Raw genomic sequence first — 23380 nt, 5'->3', positions numbered from 1 at the left:
AGAAATTTGGTTCTGCGTTAAAAAGTGCTAAAATAGAGTGAAACTTCAGAGTGAATTTTTTTTGAAATTATAAGTTACATATAAAGAGATCATCCAGAAGTGCCAGCATTAAAGGAGGAACCTATTTTGGTAAAAGTGCGCACAAAAGATATTATAGAAAAATTTGGGCTCGAATTGATTGCCGGAGAGGAAGGCATTAACCGGCCGATTACGACGAGTGATATTTCCCGTCCAGGCCTGGAGATGGCTGGTTATTTTGATTACTATCCGGCTGAACGTATTCAATTGGTCGGAAAAACCGAGCTGTCTTTCGTTGAAAAGTTAAATAACTCCGAGCGGGAGATCCGGCTTGAACGGCTCTGTACAGATATTACACCCGGCATAATCGTCACGAGAGGACTGGATATACCTGACGAACTGATTGAAGCGGCAGAGAGGGAATCGGTTCCGCTGCTCCGCTCCAAGCAGAAAACGACCCGTTTTTCCAGCTTGCTGACCAACTTTTTGGAAAGCAAGCTTGCTCCAACCACGGCAGTTCATGGCGTCCTTGTCGATATTTATGGGGTGGGGGTATTGATAACTGGAAAAAGCGGAGTTGGTAAGAGCGAGACGGCGCTTGAGCTTGTTAAGCGGGGTCACCGCCTTGTTGCAGATGACTGCGTGGAGATCAGACAGGAAGATGAAGATTATCTGGTCGGAAACTCACCGGAATTGATCGAACATCTGCTTGAAATCCGCGGCCTCGGCATTATCAATGTCATGACCCTTTTTGGTGCTGGAGCTGTCCGCAGCTATAAGAAAATCTCTGTGGTCATGAATTTGGAGCTTTGGGATCCGAAAAAGCAGTATGACCGTCTTGGGCTTGATGAAGAAAAGATGAAAATCATCGATACAGAAGTGACAAAGCTGACCATTCCGGTAAGACCCGGACGAAACCTTGCTGTCATCATTGAAGTGGCTGCCATGAACTTCCGTTTAAAGAGAATGGGCATGAATGCAGCGGAACAGTTCACGAACCGCCTGTCGGATGTGATTGAGGATGGAGACCATGATGATCGTTAAAGAGGGCAAAACACGTTCAATCAAACGTTTGATTGAAACCTGATAAACCTCACGCATAGCTTAATTAGAAGAATATTAGGAAAATGTCTGGCATTAGCGCCTGTGGCAAAAGACCAGCCCAGAGGTGTGTGCGCTTTTCCTGCCATAATAGAATTTATACCATTGAACTTAGATAACTTAAGCGGGCGCCTTGCGCTTTTCGATGAGAAGGAGAAGTGATCATGGAAAACAATATTCAGCCGTTAGATCCAATTGCCATTTCCCTTGGGCCGATTCAGGTCCACTGGTATGGCCTGATTATCGGTGTTGGCATTGCACTGGCTCTCATAATCGCAATGAGAGAAGGGGAGAGAAGGGGACTCCCTAAAGATACCTTTGCCGACTTAATGCTGTGGGCTATTCCCATTGCGATAATTTCTGCAAGAATCTATTACGTTATTTTTCAATGGGATTTTTACTCACAGAATCCGGGTGAAATCATCAAAATATGGAATGGCGGAATTGCCATTCATGGAGCCTTGATTGGTTCTGTCATCACAGCTTATGTTTTTGCAAAGAAAAAGAAGATATCGTTCTGGAAGCTGGCCGATATAGCTGCCCCAAGCATCATTTTAGGGCAGGCAATCGGGCGCTGGGGCAACTTCATGAACCAGGAGGCCCATGGCAGGGAAGTCAGCCGGGCATTCCTTGAAAATATGCATTTGCCTGAATTTATCATTAACCAGATGTATATTAACGGAGCCTATTATCATCCGACGTTTTTATATGAATCAATTTGGAATATCATTGGATTTATCATTCTTATCTTATTAAGAAGAGCAAACTTAAGGCGCGGGGAGCTATTCCTCTCGTATGTAATCTGGTATTCGATCGGCCGTTTCTTCGTAGAAGGGCTGCGGACCGACAGCCTCATGCTTACTGAGACTTTAAGGATTGCCCAGACGATATCTATCGTTCTTATTATTGGGGCGCTAGTCCTGATTTTTTATAGAAGAGCAGAGGGTCTTGCCAAAGCTCGTTATTTGGATAAAGCCGAGGGGAAATAACGGACAGGGGAGAATAGAGATGCTGGTTGAATCTTGCAAACGGGGGCTGATGGCCGGCTTAAAGACAACATGGACACTGGGGAAAGTCATATTTCCGGTCACGCTGATTGTGGCACTGCTGCAGCATACGCCAGTGCTTCCATGGGTCATCAGGCTGATCACGCCCCTTATGAATCTGATTGGGCTGTCAGGAGATGCAGCCATACCGCTTGTATTGGGGAACTTCTTGAATTTGTATGCGGGGATTGGAGCCATTTTAACACTCGATCTCTCGGTAAAAGAAGTATTTATTATTGCCGTCATGCTGTCTTTTTCACATAATATGCTGATTGAAACAGGAGTGGCATTGAAGGTCGGCGTTAAGCTTTGGGTCGTTCTGGCAGTTCGCATCGGACTGGCGCTTTTAAGCGCAATTGTCATAAACCTTGTTTGGCAGGGAGGATCCGAAACGGCTAAGTACGGATTTATTCCGGCAAAAGAAGAACAGGTATCAGGTGCAATGCCAATCCTGATGGATGCACTGCAGACTGCATTGCTCGGTATTCTCCAGCTTGCCATCATCGTCATACCGCTGATGATTATTATTCAAATCTTAAAAGATAAGCAATGGCTTGCTGTTTTTTCAAAATGGATGGCGCCTGTGACCAGGGCACTTGGAATGAAAGAAAATACGTCTACCACTCTTGCAGCCGGTTTGCTGATTGGCCTTGCATATGGGGCGGGCGTCATGATTCAGGCAGTAGAGGAAGATGGCGTCAGCAAACGAGATGTAACGATCGCATTTATTTTCCTCGTTGCCTGCCATGCCGTCGTTGAAGATACTTTGATTTTTGTGCCGCTTGGCATTCCGGTATTACCGCTTCTGCTGATCCGCCTGGGAGTGGCAATTATTCTGACGTTAGCAGTGGCATCGATCTGGAAGCGTGCTGATCTGGCAAAAAGAAAGGAAGCAACATATGAGCATTAACACACTATTATTTGACTTAGATGGAACATTGATTGACACAAATGAATTGATTATTTCCTCGTTTTTGCATACGCTGGGAAAATATTATCCTGACCGCTATCAGCGGGAAGATGTTCTCCCGTTCATGGGGCCGACCCTGCATGAAACTTTCGAGTCCATCAACCCGGAAAAAGTGGAGGAGATGATCTCGGTTTACCGGGAGTACAATATTAAGAACCACGACGTGCTTGTAAAGGAATTTGCCGGTGTGTTTGAAACGATTCGGACATTAAAAGAGTCGGGATATAAACTGGGCATTGTTACGACGAAAGTTTCCAATGTAGTTGAAAAGGGCCTAAAGCTGACAAATCTTGACCAGTTTTTCGACGTGGTTGTTACGCTCGACCATGTGGATAAGCCAAAGCCCGATCCGGAGCCAATCCTGAAGGCATTGAGCCTGCTGGATGCGAAGCCTGAAGAAGCAATTATGGTCGGCGATAATTCGCACGATATCGATGGAGGAAAAAACGCCGGCACGAAAACGGCTGGTGTTGCCTGGACAGCGAAAGGCCGTGATTTCCTCGAGCGCTTTGAACCGGATTATATGCTGGGCAATATGGCTGACCTGCTCGATATTCTTGAGGCAGAAAACCAATGAGAAAAACGGAGCGTTTTCCGGTAGAGGGAGGCAATTCTCTCTGGCATGTGTATAAAACGGTTCCGTTCTTAAAGGTGGTCAAAAACTTTATTGTGATCCAGCTTGCGCGCTATACGCCATTTCTGGGCATGAAAAATTGGCTCTATCGTAATTTCCTGAGAATGAAGGTAGGGGATCAGACATCATTCGCACTCATGGTTATGCTGGATGTCATGTTCCCGGAAAAAATCAGTGTCGGCCGCAACTCGGTCATCGGATATAACACGACGATTCTCGCCCATGAATATTTGATTAAGGAATATCGCCTCGGCAGGGTTGAAATTGGCAGCGAAGTCATGATTGGCGCCAATTCAACCATTCTTCCCGGCGTCACGATCGGAGATGGTGCGGTTGTTTCAGCTGGAACGCTTGTTCATAAAGATGTCCCATCTGGCGCTTTTGTTGGCGGAAACCCGATGCGTGTCATCTATACAAAGGAAGAACTTGCCGCACGCTGGGCGGATGATCCGATATATGGTGGTAATAAAGAGAAGACTCCGCTAGCTTAGGCTGGCGGGGTTTTTTATTATTGTGTGAGATGTTGGATAGATTACAAAAGATGCAGATATTTTTAGATGTAAGTCTTAACTTAAATAACCTTTCCAAAAAAGTACAAACTATAAGAAAGCTCCTTTTTTAAAAAAGGGAGTCTTTTTTATTTTTCTGCTCCTTTTGGTTGACGGCATGGAGTTTGCGCGTTAAACTACATATAACTTCAATTTGCTACCATATTAGCGAACTAAAGGATTCGGAATTTTTAAGTCATAGAGGTGAATACGCTTGAGCCGATTATTTATGTTTGAAAAGCCGTTAGGCATGAGAGATACATTACCGGATTTATATGAAAGAAAGGCAGCAGTCCGGTCATCCATCCAGGGGGAAATGAAACGCTGGGGCTATCAGTTTATCGAAACGCCTGCACTTGAATATTACGAAACAGTTGGAGCGGCATCAGCAATACTTGATCAGCAGCTGTTCAAGCTGCTTGATCAGCAGGGCCATACCCTTGTGCTGCGTCCGGATATGACTGCACCGATCGCAAGGGTGGCAGCATCCCGTCTATTAAAAGACGAGCTGCCGATCAGGCTTGCCTATTCTGCCAATGTATACCGCGCCCAGCAGCGGGAGGGCGGCAGGCCGGCTGAGTTTGAGCAGATCGGTGTTGAATGCATTGGCGACCATACGATCAGTGCGGATGGAGAAGGGATGGCGATGATGATCTCTGCTTTGAAAGAAGCTGGGCTTCAGAACTTCCAGCTTTCCGCCGGCCACATCGGTTTTGTCCGGGACTTCTTCCAGCAAATTTTAGGAACAGAAGAAAGAGTGGAAAACCTGACAAGATTTTTATATGAGAAGAATTATGTAGGATACAGGGAACATGTAAAGAGCCTGGCTCTTTCATCCATTGATAAACAAAGGCTTCTTGATTTTCTTAAATTAAGAGGCGGGGAAGAAGTCATTGAGATTGCTTATGGGCTTCTGGAAAACGGCACAGGAAAAAAAGCCTTATCCGAGCTCGAACAGCTTTGGGGCATTATGCAGGACTACGGCCAGGAAGGCACAGTTAAATTTGATTTAACACTCGTCAGCCATATGAGCTACTACACAGGAATTCTTTTTGAAGTATATGCAGGAAATGTTGGTTTCCCGATCGGAAATGGCGGCCGCTATGATCTGCTCCTCCAAAAGTTCGGAAAAGATACGGGAGCAACCGGCTTTGCCATCAGAATGGACCGCTTGCTCGAGGCGCTTGAAGACAGCAATGCAGCAGAACCTGTGTACTGCATTTTATACAGTCCGGAACGCCGCAAAGAGGCATTCGATTTTGCGAAAGAAGAACGTTCTGCCGGAAAGAAAGTGGTCCTGCAGGATATTAGCGGTGTCAAGGATATCGATGCCTGCACCAGCCAATACGAGGATATTACCTTTTTAGTCGGAAAAGCTGGAAAGGAGAGCATAAAATGAGTGATGTTTTAACGATTGCGATGCCAAAGGGGCGCATTTTTGAAGAAGCGGCTGAATTGCTCCGCCAGGCAGGCTTTCAATTGCCGCCGGAATTTGATGATTCTCGAAAATTGATTATAGATGTGCCGGAAGAGAATTTCCGCTTTATCCTCGCCAAGCCGATGGATGTGCCAACCTATGTAGAGCATGGGGTAGCAGACCTTGGGATTGCCGGGAAAGACGTAATGCTTGAAGAAGAGCGAGATGTTTACGAGCTTCTTGATTTGAAAATCAGTGCCTGCTATCTTGCGGTTGCAGGACTGCCAAATACAAGGCTGAATGATGTTGCTCCTAAAATTGCAACAAAGTATCCGCAGATTGCGGCAGCTTATTTCCGAGAGCAGGGGGAGCAGGTGGAGATCATTAAATTGAACGGCTCCATAGAGCTGGCGCCGATGATCGGGCTGGCCGACCGGATCGTCGATATCGTATCAACTGGCCGTACGCTAAAAGAGAATGGCCTCGTTGAATACGAAACCATTGTCGGCATCACTTCAAGATTGATAGTCAATCCTGTCAGCTACCGCATGAAGGATGAACGCATAAGTGATCTGGTTGGACGTCTTACGGAAGTAATAGCAGGAGAAGAAATTCGTACTTAAAGTGAAACTTCCATAAGTGGCGTTCTTCCACTGATGGTTAGTTGAACCAATCGGGCCTTTATGGGCAGTTTATCCCTGCCTGATTCTAATTAGGTCTTGATTGGAAATATGAGGTAGGGTATTACTGCCCGTTAATCTGCGATAAAGGATGTAGAGGTCTATGAAAATTTTAAAAGTTAATGACCAGATTTCAATTAAACGGTCTGTTGATAACGGAACAGAAGAACAGCGGGCGATTGTAAAAGATATTATTGAATCAGTCCGCCAAAACGGAGATCGGGCATTAAAAGATTACACAAAAAAATTTGATGGCATCTCCCTGGATGATTTCAAGGTATCGCAGGCTGAAGTAGAAGAAGCATTGAGTCAAGTGGATGGAAAAATCCTTGAAATCATTAAAAAAGCTGCTGAAAACATCCGGTCTTTTCATGAAAAGCAGCTGCGTCCTTCCTGGATGACAACGGAAGAAAACGGCACAGTGCTTGGCCAAAAGATCACACCGCTTGATTCAGTCGGCCTGTATGTCCCGGGCGGTACGGCTGCCTATCCATCATCAGTCCTTATGAATGTGATTCCGGCAAAAGTGGCGGGCGTCAAACGGATTGTCATCACCTCTCCTCCTGATAAAAAGACTGGAAAGCTGCCTCCTGCAGTCCTTGCTGCAGCCCAAATCGCAGGGGCAGAAGAAATCTATAAAGCTGGCGGTGCCCAGGCAATTGCCGCGCTGGCATATGGAACGGAAACGATTGCACCTGTTGATAAAATTACCGGTCCCGGAAATATCTATGTGGCTCTTGCGAAGCGTGAAGTTTTTGGGGATGTTGATATTGATATGATCGCAGGTCCCAGTGAGATTGCCATTTTAGCAGATGATACGGCACACGCGGATGAAGTGGCTTCAGATCTTTTATCACAGGCCGAACACGATCCAATGGCAAGTGCAGTCCTTGTCACACCATCACCTGCTCTGGCAAAACAGGTCTCAAGCGAAGTGGACCGCCAGCTGGCTGAGCTGCCGAGGCGGGAAATCGCTGCTCCGTCCATCGAAACTTATGGTGCTATCTATGTGGCCGAAAACATGGATGAGGCCATCGAAACGGTGAATAGCCTCGCTCCTGAGCATCTGGAGATTTTAACAGAAAATCCGATGGAGCTTCTCGGACGGATTCGTCACGCGGGTGCGATCTTCCTCGGACGATTTAGCCCTGAACCGGTCGGCGACTATTTTGCCGGTCCAAACCACGTTCTGCCGACAAACGGGACGGCCCGTTTTTCAAGCCCGCTTAATGTGGAGGATTTTCAAAAGAAATCAAGCATTCTTTTATACAGTGAAAAAGCATTAAAGGATAACGGCGAAAAAATTGCAGCCTTTGCGCGTCTGGAAGGACTTGAAGCCCATGCCAGATCCATTGAAACAAGACTAAGAAAATAAGCTGGAGGAATAATCATGGCCAGAACTGCAGAAATTTCACGTAAAACCAATGAAACGAATATCACTCTTTCTTTAAATATAGACGGCGAAGGCAAAAGCGATCTGGAAACAGGTGTGCCTTTTATGACCCATATGCTGGACCTGTTCGCCAAGCACGGTCAATTCGACTTGAACATCGTCGCAAATGGCGATACGGATGTAGATGACCACCACACAACAGAGGACATTGGCATCTGCCTTGGCCAAGTACTTAAAGATGCTTTAGGAGATAAAAAAGGCATCAAGCGCTATGGAAATGCTTTTGTTCCGATGGACGAAGCGCTGGCTCAAGTTGCAGTTGACCTCAGCAACCGCCCTCACTTGGAGATGCGTGCTGAGTTCCCATGCCAAAAGGTTGGTACATTTGATACCGAGCTTGTTCATGAGTTTCTTTGGAAACTTGCACTTGAAGCGAGAATGAACCTGCACGTCATCGTTCACTATGGACAGAATACACACCACATTATCGAAGCCATTTTCAAAGCACTCGCTCGTGCGCTTGATGAGGCAACAACGATTGACCCAAGGATTAAGGGAGTTCCATCAACGAAAGGGATGTTGTAAATGATCGGCATCATCGATTACGGAATGGGGAATTTGTTCAGTGTCAGTAAAGCGCTTGAACGGTTGGAGGTTCCTTATTTCCTTTCTGAAAATAAAGACGAGCTTCTGGGAGCAGACGCCTTGATTCTGCCGGGTGTCGGCTCTTTCAAAGATGCCATGGCCATCTTAAATTCTACAGGCCTGGCAGATCTGGTAAAGGAGTTTGCTGATACAGGCAAGCCGCTTCTTGGCATTTGCCTTGGCATGCAGCTTTTATTTAAAGATAGCGAAGAGAATGGCATGACGGAAGGCCTGCAGCTTCTCCCTGGCCATGTGAGGCGTTTTCCCGGTACGACAGCAGAAGGCGAAACGTATAAAGTTCCGCATATGGGCTGGAACCGTCTTGAATTCTTACAGGGTTCGCCGATTTTAAAAGGCCTTGATGAAGATTATGTCTATTTCGTCCACTCCTACTTTGTAGATACAGATGATAGAGAAGTTGTTATCAGCAGAAGTATGTATGATGTAGAAGTGCCGGCAGTTGTCGGAAGGGGCAATGTGTTCGGCATGCAGTTCCACCCTGAAAAAAGCAGTTCGCTCGGCATGGCGCTATTACGCAATTTTACCGAGCTGGTTGAAGAAAGGATGTCTGTGAAATGAGTTTTACGATCTATCCGGCGATCGATATGAGAGGCGGCAAGTGCGTCCGGCTGCTGCAGGGGGATTACGATAAGGAAACGGTGTATGGCGACTCTCCGTTTGATATGGCCAAAAAGTTTGCTGATGAAGGAGCAGACTGGATTCATATGGTAGACCTTGACGGGGCAAAGGATGGGAAGCGGGTTAATGATCAATATGTCATCCAGGCTGCCCGGGAACTTGGCGCCTCCGTCCAAATCGGCGGGGGAATCCGTACGGAAGAAGACATCCTGCATTACCTGGATAATGGCGTAACACGCGTAATCATTGGAAGCATCGCCGTCTCCAATCCTGAGTTTGCTATTGAAATGATCCGTAAATACGGCAAAGCAATAGCGTTAGGGCTTGATGCAAAAAATGGCTATGTGGCTACCCATGGCTGGCTGGAAACATCTGAAATGAAGGCAGTTGACTTAGGCAGGCGATTTGCCGACGCAGGTGCGGAAACATTTATTTTTACAGATATCGCAACAGACGGAATGCTATCGGGGCCAAATATTGAAGCTGTTCGTCTGCTTGCAGGGGAAACCGGGAAAAGTGTCATTGCATCTGGCGGTGTCAGCCAGCTGGCTGATTTGGCGAAGCTGCGGGAGTATGCTTCTGAAGGTGTTACTGGCGCCATTGTCGGAAAGGCCATTTATGAAGGCCGTTTTACCGTAGTGGAAGCTCTGAAAGAGGTGAAGGAATCATGCTGACGAAACGCATCGTTCCCTGTCTGGATGTAAAAGACGGCCGTGTGGTAAAAGGGGTGCAATTTGTGCAGCTGCGTGATGCTGGAGACCCGGTTGAGCTTGCCCGGTTTTATGATGGACAGGGAGCTGACGAGCTGGTCTTCCTCGATATCTCCGCCTCTCATGAAGGACGGAAAACAATGGTTGAGGTTGTGAAGGCAGTTGCGTCTGAGCTGGCCATTCCATTTACAGTCGGCGGCGGGATTAACGCCCTGGAAGATATGAAACGAATTTTGCGGGCAGGGGCTGATAAGGTTTCTCTCAATACAGCTGCCGTAAACAATCCAGATCTAATTACAGAAGGGGCAAATTTCTTCGGATCACAGTGCATTGTTGTTGCGATAGACGCTAAGTACGATGAAGAGCTCGGTTCCTGGCGCGTGTACACTCATGGCGGACGGACACCGACCGATCTTGAGGTTATCGCCTGGGCGCGTGAAGCTGCGGAGCGCGGAGCCGGAGAAATTTTACTGACAAGCATGGACTCTGACGGTGAGAAAAAGGGCTTCGATATCAAGCTGACAAAAGCAGTCAGTGAAGCGGTTTCGATTCCGGTAATCGCTTCTGGCGGGGCCGGAAATGCCGATCACTTTGCTGAGGCGTTTATCGACGGAAAAGCGGATGCTGCATTGGCTGCATCAATTTTTCACTATAAAGAAACATCTGTTGCAGAAGTGAAATCTTATATTAAGGAAAAAGGGGTGGTAGTCCGATGAATATTGAAAGTGTAAAGTTCGATGAAAAGGGACTGATCCCTGCAATTGTGCAAGATGCGAAAACAAAAGAGGTATTAACGTTAGCCTATATGAATCGCGAATCCCTTTTAAAATCGGCGGAAACAGGTGAATCCTGGTTTTTCAGCCGTTCCCGCAATGAACTGTGGCACAAAGGGGCAACAAGCGGAAACACACAGAAAATTGTTGAAATGAAGCTTGACTGTGACCAGGATGCCATTGTGGTTCTGGTTGAACCGGCAGGACCTGCCTGCCACAATGGAACAGTCAGCTGCTTTGAGGAAAGAGTATACGGGAAAGAGTCAGGCGGCTTATCTGGCTATGAAATCCTTTATACTCTTGAAAAAGTTATTGAAGAACGTGAAAAGACACGCCCTGAAGGAGCATACACGACGTATCTTTTTGAAAAAGGCGTGGATAAAATCCTGAAGAAGGTCGGCGAAGAATCCGCAGAAGTCATCATCGCGGCGAAAAACCGTGATAAGGACGAACTGAAATGGGAAGCGGCCGACCTGATTTATCATTTGATGGTGCTGCTGCGTGAGCAGGAGCTGCCTTTTAATGAAGTTTTGAAAGTACTCAATAAACGGCATGACTCGAAAAAAGAACCGGCCTCCGAATAGGGAGGGCGGTTTTTGTTTTGCAGTGTCAGGAATCTAGTTATATCAAGGAGTGACTCATATATTTTAAAAGTGACGCATATTTACCGCGAAGTGGAGCAAAAAAATAAAAAGTGATTCAAAAATCCAATTAGTTAATACATAATTCATAATAGTGACGCATATATTATTTTTTCTTTCAGAATAAAGGTTTTATAGCCTTAAGAACCGAAATTACATAGAGGATAATAACAAAGGAGTGATAAATTGATTGTAAAAAAACGGAACGTACCCATAAGAATCTTAAAAAATCATGCATTACTTCGGCGGCTGCCAAACAATAACAAAGCCTATGTTGAAATTACAAATGATCTCGCAAGACGAATAGCCGGTTACAGAGGTGAACAGGCTGTTGATTTCCACTTAAGTAAACTTTCAGAAAAGGACTTTTATATTTTTCATGGACTTCGGCTGACGAACGGTAAAAACTTTTTTCAAATCGATACACTCATTCTGACTTCAAGATATGCACTTATTCTTGAAATAAAAAATTATGCAGGTACTCTGTTTTTTGATCCAGTTTGTAATCAGCTCATTCAAACAAATTCTTCCGGAGAGGAGAAAGGTTATGCAAATCCAGTTGAGCAGGCAAATCAGCAGCTGCGTGAGTTAAAAAATGGTTAAATCATAAAGATAGTAAACTCCCTATTGAATTCCTCGTTGTGATAAGCAAGCCAACTACAATTATAAAAACAAACCCCAATTCTGTTCATCTCCTCCAAAAAGTTAAACACGTCCAATACCTGACCAGCGAAATAGAGAAGTTAAGCCAAACCTATAATGAGCATATTGACTTAAAAGAATTAAAAAGAATTTCCCGCCAGCTAATGAAAGAGAATCATCCTGAAACATTTGATGCCCTAAATTTTTATAAGATTCCCTTTTCAGATATAAAAGCTGGTGTTATTTGCCCTTCTTGCCACACAACGTTTATGAAACGGCTCTTCGCAGCGTGGCATTGCCTAAAATGCAATTCAATAAGTAGAGAAGCTCACAGCCATGCACTAGTTGATCTGTTTCTATTAAATAATAATCAGCCAGTTTCAAACCAAGAGATCCGGCATTTCCTTGGTATAACATCCCGCACTGTAACTTTAAAACTTATCCAGTCCCTCAATCTCCCCCACACAGGCACCAACAAAGGCCGCCGCTACCACCCGCAGTTAAACTGCCAGAATTTTACCGATCTTAAACACCAGCACCGCTAAACCACCGCAACAACCCTTTAAAACATAACCGCAATAAGATTTCCAATAAAAAATTAAGAATGGGAATAGTATTGTCATTTCTTCCCTTCTCCACAGGCTTGTTCGTGTGATATACTACTTTAGTTACTAACATTTATGGAGGATTTCATGAGTAAAGACTCTAAAGCTAGACACCAAAAGGGAAAGTTACTGTCATTTATCCCGAATGGTGAGTACTATTTTTCCAAAGGGATTAAGGCGTACCACCGCAGGGATTTTCATAAAGCAAAGAAATATTTAATGAGGGCAATGCAGCTTGAGCCGGGTGAACCGATGATTATCTGCCAGCTTGCGATTGTTCATTCAGAAATAGGTGAGTATCAGGAGTCGAATCAGCTGCTTCATATGATATTGGAGGAGCTTGATGAGGATATGGTGGAATGCCATTATTTCCTTGCCAACAACTATGCTCATATGGGCCTTTTCAAAGATGCTTACACACATGCAAATACGTATCTGGATTTGGATCGGGACGGAGAGTTTACGGAAGATACAGAGGATCTGCTGGAACTTCTGACGCTTGAAGGGGAAGATTTGGATGATGAGCTCTACGAGCAGGATGACCTGATTACGAAGCAGGAACACGCACGGGAATTGCTGGAGTCCGGCCATTTTCCAAAAGCGGTTGAGATCCTGAACTCTGTTATTGATGAGTATCCGGAATATTGGTCCGCATACAACAATTTGGCCCTGGCGTATTTTTATCTTGGAGAAGTGCAAAAGGCATCAGATATTTTAGAGAAGGTCCTTGAAGAAAATCCGGGAAATCTCCACGCTTTGTGCAACAAGCTTGTCTTTGCTTTTTACGAGCGGAATTTCAGGCAGGTGCGCTTGTTAAAAGAGGCGCTGAAAAAAATTAAGCCGCTTTCAATAGAACATCAATTCAAGCTTGGTGCCACTTTTGCTCTGACCGGCGAGTATGAGGCTGCCTTTGCATGGCTTCGCAAGCTTCAAAAGAAAGGCTTTGAAGGGGACGGACCATTTTATTACTGGTTATCCTATTCCGCCTATTTTACAGGCCGGGAAGAGATGGCGAAATCGGCATGGAAGAAAGCCATCGAGATTAATCCGGAAAAAGAAGGCTTTGAGCCCTGGAACGATGAAAAAGTAACCAGCAGCGGCTTTGAAGACCATTATTCATCCATTTTAAAAAAGCTGGAAAGCGACTATATAGAAGAGCGGCTATTCGGCCTTTTCCTTACGTCCGTATCCAGCAGAAGAGATGAAATTTTGATCTCTGAAGCAATTGTACAGAACAATAAGTTTTCAGCTATAGAGAAGGAATATCTCTCTTTTGTGAAAACAGACCAGGAAGCGCCTGCCCAGGTTCAGGCCGCACATGAGACAGCAGAACTGTTCTATGAAAACTACCATCCGATTGGCACGGTGGAAGCCGGCCTATATTTAATGTGGTTTACCATTTTTGCTGAATTGACAAACAACAGCCAGAATATTAAAAACAAAAAGGCCTGGGCTGCAGCCATTGAGTATGTCTGGCATAAGCTTCGAAACGAAAAGGTTTCCCAATCAAAAATTGCAGGGAGATACGGGATTTCCGCTTCGACGATGGGCAAATATGTAAAATCGGTGAATGACCGCCTTCAGTGAGCAGATGTTTGGACGAAACACGCGCCAATTTTATAGGATAACAGTAAGAAGGTCATACTATAATATGCGTATTTATAGAGTGTTTTATTTAAAATACTGGATTTCTGATTACTGAAGGAGTGATTCGCTGTGACTGAAGAAAAAATTTATGATGTCATTATCGCTGGCGCAGGCCCTGCAGGAATGACTGCTGCTGTATATACATCTCGTGCAAATCTGTCTACTCTAATGATTGAACGCGGTGTTCCGGGCGGGCAAATGGCCAATACAGAAGAAGTTGAAAACTATCCTGGCTTTGACCATATTCTAGGCCCGGATTTATCCACTAAAATGTTTGATCATGCGAAGAAATTTGGCGCTGAATATGCTTATGGAGATATTAAAGAAATCATTGACGGCGAAGAATATAAAACAGTTGTTGCTGGATCGAAGCAATATAAAGCACGCTCAGTCATTATTTCAGCTGGTGCCGAATACAAAAAGCTTGGCATTCCTGGTGAGAAAGAGCTTGGCGGACGCGGGGTATCCTATTGTGCAGTCTGTGACGGAGCATTCTTTAAAGGCAAAGAGCTTGTTGTTGTCGGCGGCGGCGACTCTGCTGTTGAGGAAGGCGTATATTTGACCCGTTTCGCTTCTAAAGTGACAATCGTTCATAGACGGGACCAGCTTCGTGCGCAGGCGATTCTGCAGCAGCGTGCATTTGACAATGAAAAAATTGACTTTATCTGGAACACGACAGTGAAGGAAGTCAATGATAAGGACGGAAAAGTAGGCAGTGTAACGCTTGTGTCTGCTGAAACAGGTGAAGAAAGAGAATTCAAAGCAGATGGTGTCTTCATCTATATCGGCATGGTTCCTCTTTCCAAGCCATTTGAAAGCCTTGGCATCACAAACAGCAATGGCTATATTGAAACAAACGACCGAATGGAAACAAAGGTGGAAGGTATTTTTGCAGCGGGGGATATCCGCGAAAAATCCCTTCGCCAAATCGTTACTGCGACTGGTGATGGAAGCATCGCTGCACAAAGCGCCCAGCACTATGTGGAAGAATTGCAAGAACGCCTTAAAGTGAAGAAATAATGTGAATAGGCATATGATCCTATGGGCTGTATGCCTTTTGTTTTAGTAAAAATAGCCACTGGTTGAAAAGATTTACAAAAAGTCATGTGGTTTTAATTCTCCTGTAACCTTGATGAAATAAATTTCGGGTAATATAGGAATAGAAATTGACCCCCTTTTAAAGATATAATCCTTTTTAAAGCACAGGCATATGCCTGTGCTCTTTTTTTTATAACTGTAACTTTTGAAGAATGTATTTTGGAAATCTGTATTCATTGTGGCTCTAAGACAAAAATAGTATAATGAAATGAATAAGAAAAGAACGTTAGCCAGCTTTTACTTTAAGCGATTTCATGGAAAGGCGGCAGCGGTATGATTTCGGAAATTAGAGGTGAAATGTGTTGCAGCGAGTCACGAACTGTGTGTTACTTAAAGACGATAAAGTATTGCTTTTACAAAAGCCAAGAAGAGGCTGGTGGGTGGCTCCGGGCGGAAAGATGGAGCCTGGTGAATCAGTGAGGGACTCGTGCATACGTGAGTTCAGGGAAGAAACAGGCATCTACCTGCGCAATCCGAATATTAAAGGCATTTTTACGTTCATCATGAAAGATGGCGATAAGGTCGTACAGGAGTGGATGATGTTTACTTTTCTGGCTACAGCTTCTGATGGGCTGAACCTGGATGAATCAGAGGAAGGCAAGCTTCGCTGGCATCCGTTTTCAGAGATTAAGAATCTGCCGATGGCTGCCGGAGATTCACATATTTTGGAGTATATGATTCATGGCCAGGGCATGATTTATGGAACGTTTACGTATACGCCAGATTTTGAACTGCTTAGTTACAGGCTGGATCCAAGCTGAATTTGACAGAAACAGGGGGAAATTATAAATGAGTACGGGTGCAGTTAATGATACTCAAATGGTGATTATTACGGGAATGTCAGGGGCAGGGAAAACAGTAGCCATCCAAAGCTTTGAAGATCTTGGCTTCTTCTGTGTAGATAATTTGCCGCCGACGCTGCTGCCGAAATTCCTTGAACTTATGAAGGAATCAGGGAATAAAATGAATAAGGTCGCATTGGTGATGGATTTGCGCGGCCGTGAGTTCTTTGACCACTTATTTAAAGCGCTGGATGAATTATCCGAAACATCCTGGGTCACCCCGCAAATTTTATATCTTGATGCAGATGATTCTACACTCGTCAGAAGATATAAAGAAACAAGACGATTCCATCCCCTTGCACCATCAGGATTGCCTCTTGAAGGCATAAAGCTTGAACGGGAGCTGCTTGAAGAATTAAAAGGCAGGGCCCAGCTTATTTATAACACATCGCAAATGAAGCCGAGGGAATTGCGCGAGAAAATTCTAACGGAATTCTCATTGAATAAAAAAACAATATTTACGGTTAACGTCATGTCTTTTGGCTTTAAGCATGGAATTCCAATTGATGCCGACCTGGTATTCGATGTCCGATTCCTTCCGAATCCGCATTATATTGAACATATGAGGCCGAAGACAGGTTTGGATGAAGAAGTATCCAGCTATGTGCTGAAATGGACGGAAACTAGTAAATTTCTCGAAAAGGTTACGGATCTGCTGAGCTTTATGCTTCCGCATTATAAACGGGAAGGGAAAGCTCAATTGGTCGTTGCAATCGGCTGTACGGGAGGCCAGCATCGTTCGGTGGCGCTGACAGAATATATCGCTGACTTTTACAGCAAGGATTACCATACGGCAATCACTCACCGTGACATCGAGAGGAGAAAGGAAAACATCAAATGAACCGACAGCCAAGAATCGTCATCATCGGAGGAGGAACAGGGCTTCCTGTCCTCTTAAGGGGATTGAAACAATACCCTGTTGATATAACTGCCATTGTGACAGTTGCCGATGATGGCGGCAGTTCCGGAAGATTGAGAAATGATCTTCATATTCCGCCGCCCGGTGATATCCGCAATGTGCTGGCAGCTCTTTCAGATGTGGAGCCGCTCATTGAGGAGATGTTCCAGCACCGCTTTGCGACATCCAATGAGTTATCCGGGCATTCGCTTGGCAATTTAATTCTCGCGGCAATGACCTCGATTACCGGAAACTTTGTTCATGCGATTCAGGAAATGAGCAAGGTGTTAAACGTAAGGGGCAAGGTGTTGCCGGCTGCTAACCAGAGCGTGGTCCTTCATGCTGAAATGGAAGACGGGACCATAGTATCGGGAGAATCAAAAATACCCTATTCCGGTAAAAAAATAAAGCGGGTATTTTTAACCCCAAAAAATATTAAAGCCCTGCCTGAATCACTGCAGGCTATCAGACAGGCTGATATGATTATCATCGGGCCTGGCAGTTTATATACCAGTATTCTTCCAAACCTGCTTGTCCCCAGGCTGGGACGTGAAGTCTGCCATTCGAAAGCGAAAAAGGTATATATATGCAATTTAATGACACAGGCAGGAGAGACGCTCGATTATACAGCAAGCGATCATGTAAAAGCACTGTATGATCATATGGGAAGTGCTTTTATCAATACCATTCTGGTAAACAATGAAGAAATCCCTCCCCATATTCAGGAGCGGTACAGCGAAGAAATGGCAAAGCCTGTTGTGTATGATACAGGTGCTCTTACCGAACTGGGCCTTGAAATCATGCACGGTGAAATTGTCAGCCACGAAGGCGGCATCATTCGCCATGATACAAAAGAAGTTGCCCAGATGCTTTATAATTTGCTTTTACATGAAACCAATAGGCGTTTTAACGCGTAATATATAGGTGTGAAAGGGCTTTTGCCGGTAAAAAATAAACTGTGCATACGTTTGCTCAGTGAAGAATATCTTTTTATATGCCACTGGCTTAGCGCTTTTGCGGATAGGGGGTGAAGGGATGTCTTTCGCTTCGGAAACGAAAAAGGAATTGACGAACCTGGAAATAAAAGACTGCTGCGGCAAAGCGGAATTGTCCGCCCTGATCAGGATGAATGGTTCACTTTCTTTTTCCAGCCGGAAACTGATTGTGGATATTCAGACGGAAAATGCAGCAATCGCAAGAAGGATTTACACACTGATTAAAAGGAATTACAACGTTCAGGTTGAGCTTCTGGTCCGGAAAAAAATGCGGCTGAAAAAGAACAATGTTTATATTGTCAGGCTAACCGAACAGGCCAGCATGATTCTTGATGATCTGGAAATTTTAAGCGAGGGATTCGTATTTACACACGATATCTCCAATGAGCTTATAAAAAAGAAATGCTGTAAGCGTTCTTATCTGCGCGGTGCATTCCTTGCCGGGGGATCTGTTAATAATCCGGAGACCTCCTCCTATCATCTTGAGATCTCTTCGCTTTACAAGGAGCATAATGACTCCCTTTGTGAACTGATGAATTCGTTCGGGCTGAACAGCAAAACGCTTGAACGTAAAAAAGGCTATATCACTTATTTAAAGGAAGCCGAAAAAATAACGGAGTTCCTAAATATTATTGGCGCACACGCTGCTCTGCTCCGATTTGAAGATATCCGGATTGTCCGAGATATGCGAAATTCGGTCAATCGACTCGTAAATTGTGAAACAGCGAACTTAAACAAAACAATCGGAGCGGCCTTGCGTCAGGTGGAAAATATCCGGTTCATCGATCAAACTGTAGGACTTCAGGTTCTGCCTGACAAACTGAGGGAAATTGCAGAATTGCGTGTAGCTTACCAGGATGTCACTTTAAAAGAACTTGGGGAAATGGTTTCAGGAGGAAATATCAGTAAATCGGGTATTAATCACAGATTAAGAAAAATAGATGAAATTGCTGAGAAACTTCGGTCAGGCGACACTATAGATGCTCACTGACAGAGGGATCAGCAGGGAGGAGATGTACAATGGCGGAAAAACAGGTTGAAGTTAAGCTGAAAACAGGATTACAGGCACGTCCGGCGGCATTGTTCGTACAGGAGGCCAATCGGTTCTCATCCGATATTTTTCTGGAGAAGGACGGAAAGAAGGTAAATGCGAAAAGCATAATGGGTTTGATGAGTCTGGCTGTAAGCTCAGGATCAGTCATTACCCTCAAGGCCGAAGGAAACGATGAAAACGAAGCCCTTGAGGCACTTGCGAACTATATTCAAAAGGAAAACTAAAACAACTCGCATCGGGAAGATGCGAGTTGTTTTTTTATGCTTATTATTTATCTTTCTTCTCATCCAAAGAGTTTCTAGTAATGATTTGGTCAACCAAACCGTATTCAAGAGCTCTTTCAGCTGTCATAAAGTTATCGCGGTCAGTGTCTCTCGCAATGACTTCAAGAGGCTGTCCAGTGCGCTCTGAAAGAATTGTGTTTAATTTTTCACGAAGGAAAAGAATGCGCTTTGCAGCGATTTCGATTTCAGTCGCCTGTCCCTGAGCTCCGCCCAGCGGCTGATGAATCATGACTTCACTGTTTGGAAGGGCAAAACGCTTGCCTTTCTCACCAGCAGCAAGAAGGAACGCACCCATGGATGCTGCCATACCAATACAAATGGTTTGTACCTTCGGCTTGATGAATTGCATCGTATCATAAATAGCCATACCTGCCGTAATGCTTCCACCCGGGCTATTAATGTAAATGGAAATGTCTTTTTCAGGATTTTCTGCTTCAAGGAATAAAAGCTGGGCAACAATTGAATTTGCCACATTATCATCGATTGCGCTTCCCAGCATAATGATGCGGTCTTTTAAAAGGCGGGAGTAGATATCATAAGCGCGCTCCCCGCGGTTTGTTTGTTCAATAACTGTAGGGATTAAGTTCATTTTCCAATTCCTCCTTCAAGATAAGGTCAACATACAAGATGAACAAGCATGTTCTTCCAAGTAAAGAAAATTTTTTAACTCCTATGTATTATAATGATACACTGATGGTCAATTAAGGTCAAACGAATCGCATGGAAATCGTGTTTGATTCGTTCGACACTTTTTTCTGTGCTGCACTATCTCATTCCATGATACCCATTGTTCTAACTTTTAAAACTAAAAGGAGGCTTGCAAAGTGAATAAACATATCATATAATTAGTTATCGTAGCGGCTGAGCGCTTGGTCAGCCACCTAATAAAATATTTGCCCTCGTGGTGCAACGGATAGCACGTGAGATTCCGGTTCTTAAGATGTGGGTTCGATTCCTGCCGAGGGCGCTGCCAAAACTCCTTGTCTGATATGGACAGGGAGTTTTTACTTTTTACGCTATCCGCAAATAAATCCGGCCTATACGCACATAAAAAATTTTATCCGCAAGTAAATTGGCTTTATCCGCAAATAAATTTCCTCTATCCGCACATAAATCAAAAAAACTTCCTGAATTTAAACCTGAATTTCAAAAAAATCCTTAAAATCCGCAGTTTTCACCATAAAAAATGAATATTTTTCCCTCTGCCATGCATATTGTGAAGTATTCAGAAAGATGGAGAAGTGCCGGTGCGAATGGCATTTGCCAACATATTTCCATACAACATTTACCGGGAATATTGTAAAATGGGGACAGGGGGAATGTATGATGAATTTGAAAGCTGGGTTATGGCAGCAGCAGACAATGAAATTAACAATGACACAGGAGCTGACGCAGGCGATTGCCCTTCTGCAATACAGCACACAGGAGCTCTCTGAATTCCTGGAAAGCAAAGCGCTTGAAAATCCCCTTTTAAAAGTTGAGTCCGGACATGTCCAGACAATGGATCCCCGTTATGACCGTGTCAAACTGACTAGAACAAAAGTGGAAAAGGATAAAATAAACTGGATTGAGCAGATTGGCTGCGGTAAGACGATGATGCTGGATGAATATTTGAGATCGCAGCTTCATTTGAAATTAAACAAGGACGAACAAAGAGTGATTGAGCACCTTATTGAGAGCCTTGATGAAAACGGTTACTTTCGAGCGGATCTGCAGACAGTTGCCAAGACTCTCCAGATGCCATTTGAATATGTGGAACAAATGCTTGAAGAGCTGCAGGAACTCGAACCTGCTGGCATTGGTGCTAGGAATCTTCAGGAGTGCCTGTCCCTGCAGATTAAGAGATTGCCAGAGAGAAATGAACTGGCTGAAATCATTATAGATGATTACTTTACCTTTTTTGCGGAAAAGAAATGGAAGGAGATTGCCAAACAGCTCAGTGTGGAGCTCAAAGAGATTCAAGAGGTATTCGACCTTGTTCAGACCTTGAATCCAAGACCGGCTTCATCCTTTCAAAGTGAGAAATCCGCATATATAACACCGGACGTGATTATTAAGTGGGATGGAAGCTCTTTTTCTGTCAGTGTTTTTGATGAAGTGCTTCCTAAAATCAGTTTTAATGAAGGCTATTATAAAAAGTTTTCGGCAACTGGTGACCGTAATGTCAGCCGCTTTTTACAGGAAAAGCAACAGGATTACCAATGGATCATGAGGAGCATCCAGCAGAGAAAAGAGACTCTTGCGAATGTGACACTTAAAATCGTTGAAAAACAGCAGGACTTTTTTATAAAAGGACCTTCTCATCTGAAGCCGATGACCATGAAGGAAATATCAGATGAACTCGAAATACATGAATCAACTGTCAGCCGTGCTGTCCGGGAAAAATATGCACAAACGCCATATGGGACGTATGAGCTGAGATCGTTCTTCTCAAGCACAATCAAAACAACCTCCGATGAAAATACGTCTTCACAGCAGGTAAAGACGATTATTGGTAAAATGATTGAAGAGGAAAATAAGCAAAAGCCTTTATCCGATCAAGAGCTTGTGAAGCTGCTGAAGGAACAAGAGGGGATGGTTGTCAGCAGAAGGACGATCGCAAAATATCGGGATCAGCTGGGCATCCCATCATCGTCGAAACGGAAAAGGTATGACTGACAAAGGAGATTTGCTGATTGAAACAGCCAGAGCTAGTGTTTTATTCACGCAGCAGATGCCCGCTGTGTGATAAAGCTAAGGAAGTAATAGTGGAATTAAAGAAAGAATATGATTTTACCTTAATTGAAAAAGACATTGATGTGAGCGATGAACTGACCGAGAAGTATGGGCTCATGATCCCGGTGGTTGAAATTGATGGGAACGAAATTCAGTTCGGGCATATTGACGCCATTACATTAAGTGAAGCGCTTACAGAAAAAAACTGAGTTTTATCAGTTGATTTCAATACTCACTCTTGCTATTATGAAGGAGAAGCAAGGGTGATTTTTTTTGTGGTAAGTGGGACATAATATGTCTATGCGGGACAAAAAATGACCACATATGATGAAGGAGTTTTCCGGATGTACTCACTAATTGATATTCAAAAAAGATTATTGCCTGATATGCTTGCGGTTATGCAGAAGCGCTATGGGATTCTTCATTACATAGGGCTGATGGAGCCGGTTGGAAGAAGGAGCCTTGCGGTTAGTTTAGGCCTGACGGAAAGAGTGCTGAGAGGTGAGGTTGAGTTTTTAAAAGACCAGAACCTGATCCGCATCTCGAGTACGGGAATGAGTCTTACTTCCGATGGGAGGGAATTGCTTGAAGCTCTTGAAGGAATAATGAGGGATATTTCGGGTATAGCCTTAATGGAGCAGGAGTTATCCCGAAAACTTGGCATTCGCCAGGCGATCATTGTTTCCGGAAACAGCGATGAATCTCCATGGGTGAAGCAGGAACTTGGCAGGGCCACAGCGCTGTGTATGAAATCAAGGCTCAAAGGAAAAAATATCATCGCAGTTACCGGCGGATCCACAATGGCAGCCGTAGCAGAGATGCTTACTCCAGATCTTGCTGAACGGGATTGGCTGTTTGTGCCGGCACGGGGCGGAATTGGCGAAGATGTTAAAAACCAGGCTAACACCATTTGTGCAAAAATGGCTGATCATACAGATTCCAGGCACCGCGTCCTTTATGTACCTGACCAGGTAAGCAGGGAGATGTATGAAAGCATCATCAAAGAACCCAATATTAAAGAAGTAATCACCCAGATCAAATCTGCAAGCATGGTTTTACACGGGATTGGGGACGCTATAACAATGGCTGAACGCCGCAAAACCAGTAAAGAAGATTTTGTTAAAATCAAGCATGCCAAAGCAGTAGGAGAATCATTCGGCTATTACTTCAATGAAGGCGGCGAGGTTGTACATAAGGTTCAGACCATCGGCCTTCAGCTGGATGACCTATCCCATATTGAACACGTCGTTGCAGTGGCAGGCGGTTCCTCAAAGGCGAAAGCCATCGCGGCATACATGAATCGGGCACCATCCTCTACCATCTTGGTAACTGATGAAGGTGCAGCACAACAGTTGTTAAAAGGGTAATCCCTTTTCAAATATAAA

Annotated in this window: 26 protein-coding genes and 1 tRNA gene; 26 read left to right on the top strand and 1 reads right to left on the bottom strand. The window is 44.4% G+C overall.

Annotation, left to right across the window (positions count from 1 at the left end; genetic code table 11):
* Nucleotides 1-126 precede the first annotated feature (126 nt).
* From hprK to ACXAD1_RS21330, 22 genes are all read left to right on the top strand, one after another.
* Nucleotides 127-1062, top strand: coding sequence for an HPr(Ser) kinase/phosphatase (gene hprK / locus ACXAD1_RS21435; RefSeq protein ID WP_009331851.1), 936 nt, complete (start codon nt 127-129; stop codon nt 1060-1062).
* Nucleotides 1063-1283: 221 nt separating this feature from the next.
* Nucleotides 1284-2108 carry a prolipoprotein diacylglyceryl transferase gene (gene lgt, locus ACXAD1_RS21430; RefSeq protein WP_474910920.1) on the top strand — a complete coding sequence of 275 codons (825 nt, stop codon included), beginning with the start codon at nt 1284-1286 and terminating at the stop codon, nt 2106-2108.
* 19 nt (nt 2109-2127) lie between these two features.
* Nucleotides 2128-3075 carry a nucleoside recognition domain-containing protein gene (locus ACXAD1_RS21425; RefSeq protein WP_474910919.1) on the top strand — a complete coding sequence of 316 codons (948 nt, stop codon included), beginning with the start codon at nt 2128-2130 and terminating at the stop codon, nt 3073-3075.
* Complete coding sequence (gene ppaX / locus ACXAD1_RS21420) at nt 3065-3712, top strand: pyrophosphatase PpaX (protein WP_474910918.1); 648 nt, start codon at nt 3065-3067, stop codon at nt 3710-3712. The genes ACXAD1_RS21425 and ppaX overlap by 11 nt, the downstream gene beginning before the upstream one ends.
* A complete protein-coding gene (locus tag ACXAD1_RS21415; protein ID WP_474910917.1) occupies nt 3709-4260 on the top strand; it encodes an acyltransferase in 552 nt (183 codons plus the stop codon). The genes ppaX and ACXAD1_RS21415 overlap by 4 nt, the downstream gene beginning before the upstream one ends.
* A 271-nt stretch (nt 4261-4531) precedes the next feature.
* The gene (locus ACXAD1_RS21410) at nt 4532-5716 is read left to right on the top strand and encodes an ATP phosphoribosyltransferase regulatory subunit (protein WP_370225203.1); all 1185 of its coding nucleotides are present in this window, start codon (nt 4532-4534) and stop codon (nt 5714-5716) included.
* Nucleotides 5713-6357 carry an ATP phosphoribosyltransferase gene (gene hisG / locus ACXAD1_RS21405; protein ID WP_206840170.1) on the top strand — a complete coding sequence of 215 codons (645 nt, stop codon included), beginning with the start codon at nt 5713-5715 and terminating at the stop codon, nt 6355-6357. The genes ACXAD1_RS21410 and hisG overlap by 4 nt, the downstream gene beginning before the upstream one ends.
* A 160-nt stretch (nt 6358-6517) precedes the next feature.
* Nucleotides 6518-7789 carry a histidinol dehydrogenase gene (gene hisD / locus ACXAD1_RS21400; protein WP_206840171.1) on the top strand — a complete coding sequence of 424 codons (1272 nt, stop codon included), beginning with the start codon at nt 6518-6520 and terminating at the stop codon, nt 7787-7789.
* 15 nt (nt 7790-7804) lie between these two features.
* A complete protein-coding gene (gene hisB / locus ACXAD1_RS21395) occupies nt 7805-8392 on the top strand; it encodes an imidazoleglycerol-phosphate dehydratase HisB (protein ID WP_206840172.1) in 588 nt (195 codons plus the stop codon).
* Entirely contained in the window at nt 8393-9031 is a 639-nt protein-coding gene (hisH, locus tag ACXAD1_RS21390; protein WP_370225199.1) for an imidazole glycerol phosphate synthase subunit HisH, read from the top strand.
* A complete protein-coding gene (hisA, locus tag ACXAD1_RS21385) occupies nt 9028-9765 on the top strand; it encodes a 1-(5-phosphoribosyl)-5-[(5-phosphoribosylamino)methylideneamino]imidazole-4-carboxamide isomerase (RefSeq protein ID WP_474910916.1) in 738 nt (245 codons plus the stop codon). Before hisH ends, hisA begins: the two co-directional genes overlap by 4 nt.
* Complete coding sequence (hisF, locus tag ACXAD1_RS21380) at nt 9759-10517, top strand: imidazole glycerol phosphate synthase subunit HisF (protein WP_206840175.1); 759 nt, start codon at nt 9759-9761, stop codon at nt 10515-10517. Before hisA ends, hisF begins: the two co-directional genes overlap by 7 nt.
* Entirely contained in the window at nt 10514-11158 is a 645-nt protein-coding gene (hisIE, locus tag ACXAD1_RS21375) for a bifunctional phosphoribosyl-AMP cyclohydrolase/phosphoribosyl-ATP diphosphatase HisIE (protein WP_370225194.1), read from the top strand. The genes hisF and hisIE overlap by 4 nt, the downstream gene beginning before the upstream one ends.
* A 243-nt stretch (nt 11159-11401) precedes the next feature.
* On the top strand, nt 11402-11818 hold the full coding sequence (locus tag ACXAD1_RS21370) for a nuclease-related domain-containing protein (RefSeq protein ID WP_474910915.1): 417 nt from the start codon (nt 11402-11404) through the stop codon (nt 11816-11818).
* A 38-nt stretch (nt 11819-11856) separates the two neighbouring features.
* Nucleotides 11857-12402, top strand: coding sequence for a hypothetical protein (locus tag ACXAD1_RS21365; RefSeq protein WP_474910914.1), 546 nt, complete (start codon nt 11857-11859; stop codon nt 12400-12402).
* A 147-nt stretch (nt 12403-12549) separates the two neighbouring features.
* Nucleotides 12550-14049: a tetratricopeptide repeat protein gene (locus ACXAD1_RS21360; RefSeq protein WP_370225193.1), complete on the top strand. Its 1500-nt coding sequence runs from the start codon at nt 12550-12552 to the stop codon at nt 14047-14049.
* Between the two features lie 129 nt (nt 14050-14178).
* A complete protein-coding gene (gene trxB, locus ACXAD1_RS21355; protein ID WP_474910913.1) occupies nt 14179-15129 on the top strand; it encodes a thioredoxin-disulfide reductase in 951 nt (316 codons plus the stop codon).
* Between the two features lie 380 nt (nt 15130-15509).
* Nucleotides 15510-15968 (top strand): 8-oxo-dGTP diphosphatase, encoded by a 459-nt coding sequence (locus ACXAD1_RS21350; protein ID WP_113883709.1) that lies wholly within the window; start codon nt 15510-15512, stop codon nt 15966-15968.
* 28 nt (nt 15969-15996) lie between these two features.
* Nucleotides 15997-16890: an RNase adapter RapZ gene (gene rapZ, locus ACXAD1_RS21345; protein ID WP_474910912.1), complete on the top strand. Its 894-nt coding sequence runs from the start codon at nt 15997-15999 to the stop codon at nt 16888-16890.
* Nucleotides 16887-17864 carry a gluconeogenesis factor YvcK family protein gene (locus ACXAD1_RS21340; RefSeq protein ID WP_206840187.1) on the top strand — a complete coding sequence of 326 codons (978 nt, stop codon included), beginning with the start codon at nt 16887-16889 and terminating at the stop codon, nt 17862-17864. The genes rapZ and ACXAD1_RS21340 overlap by 4 nt, the downstream gene beginning before the upstream one ends.
* A gap of 118 nt (nt 17865-17982) precedes the next feature.
* The gene (gene whiA / locus ACXAD1_RS21335) at nt 17983-18933 is read left to right on the top strand and encodes a DNA-binding protein WhiA (protein WP_206840189.1); all 951 of its coding nucleotides are present in this window, start codon (nt 17983-17985) and stop codon (nt 18931-18933) included.
* A gap of 29 nt (nt 18934-18962) precedes the next feature.
* Entirely contained in the window at nt 18963-19220 is a 258-nt protein-coding gene (locus ACXAD1_RS21330) for an HPr family phosphocarrier protein (RefSeq protein WP_009331822.1), read from the top strand.
* 43 nt (nt 19221-19263) lie between these two features.
* On the opposite strand, the gene clpP is transcribed toward ACXAD1_RS21330, so the two are convergent.
* Complete coding sequence (gene clpP / locus ACXAD1_RS21325) at nt 19264-19869, bottom strand: ATP-dependent Clp endopeptidase proteolytic subunit ClpP (RefSeq protein ID WP_009331821.1); 606 nt, start codon at nt 19867-19869, stop codon at nt 19264-19266.
* A 306-nt stretch (nt 19870-20175) separates the two neighbouring features.
* On the opposite strand from clpP, the gene ACXAD1_RS21320 reads away from it, so the two are divergent.
* From ACXAD1_RS21320 to ACXAD1_RS21305, 4 genes are all read left to right on the top strand, one after another.
* A tRNA-Arg gene (locus ACXAD1_RS21320) sits at nt 20176-20247 on the top strand.
* Between the two features lie 359 nt (nt 20248-20606).
* Nucleotides 20607-21938 (top strand): RNA polymerase factor sigma-54, encoded by a 1332-nt coding sequence (rpoN, locus tag ACXAD1_RS21315; RefSeq protein ID WP_474911338.1) that lies wholly within the window; start codon nt 20607-20609, stop codon nt 21936-21938.
* A gap of 17 nt (nt 21939-21955) precedes the next feature.
* Complete coding sequence (locus ACXAD1_RS21310) at nt 21956-22204, top strand: glutaredoxin family protein (RefSeq protein WP_474910911.1); 249 nt, start codon at nt 21956-21958, stop codon at nt 22202-22204.
* Between the two features lie 135 nt (nt 22205-22339).
* Nucleotides 22340-23362 (top strand): sugar-binding transcriptional regulator, encoded by a 1023-nt coding sequence (locus tag ACXAD1_RS21305; RefSeq protein WP_206840192.1) that lies wholly within the window; start codon nt 22340-22342, stop codon nt 23360-23362.
* The last annotated feature ends 18 nt before the right edge of the window (nt 23363-23380 follow it).

Source organism: Cytobacillus sp. ABV4_503 (assembly GCF_056158445.1).
This window is presented reverse-complemented; position numbering and strand designations above follow the sequence as displayed.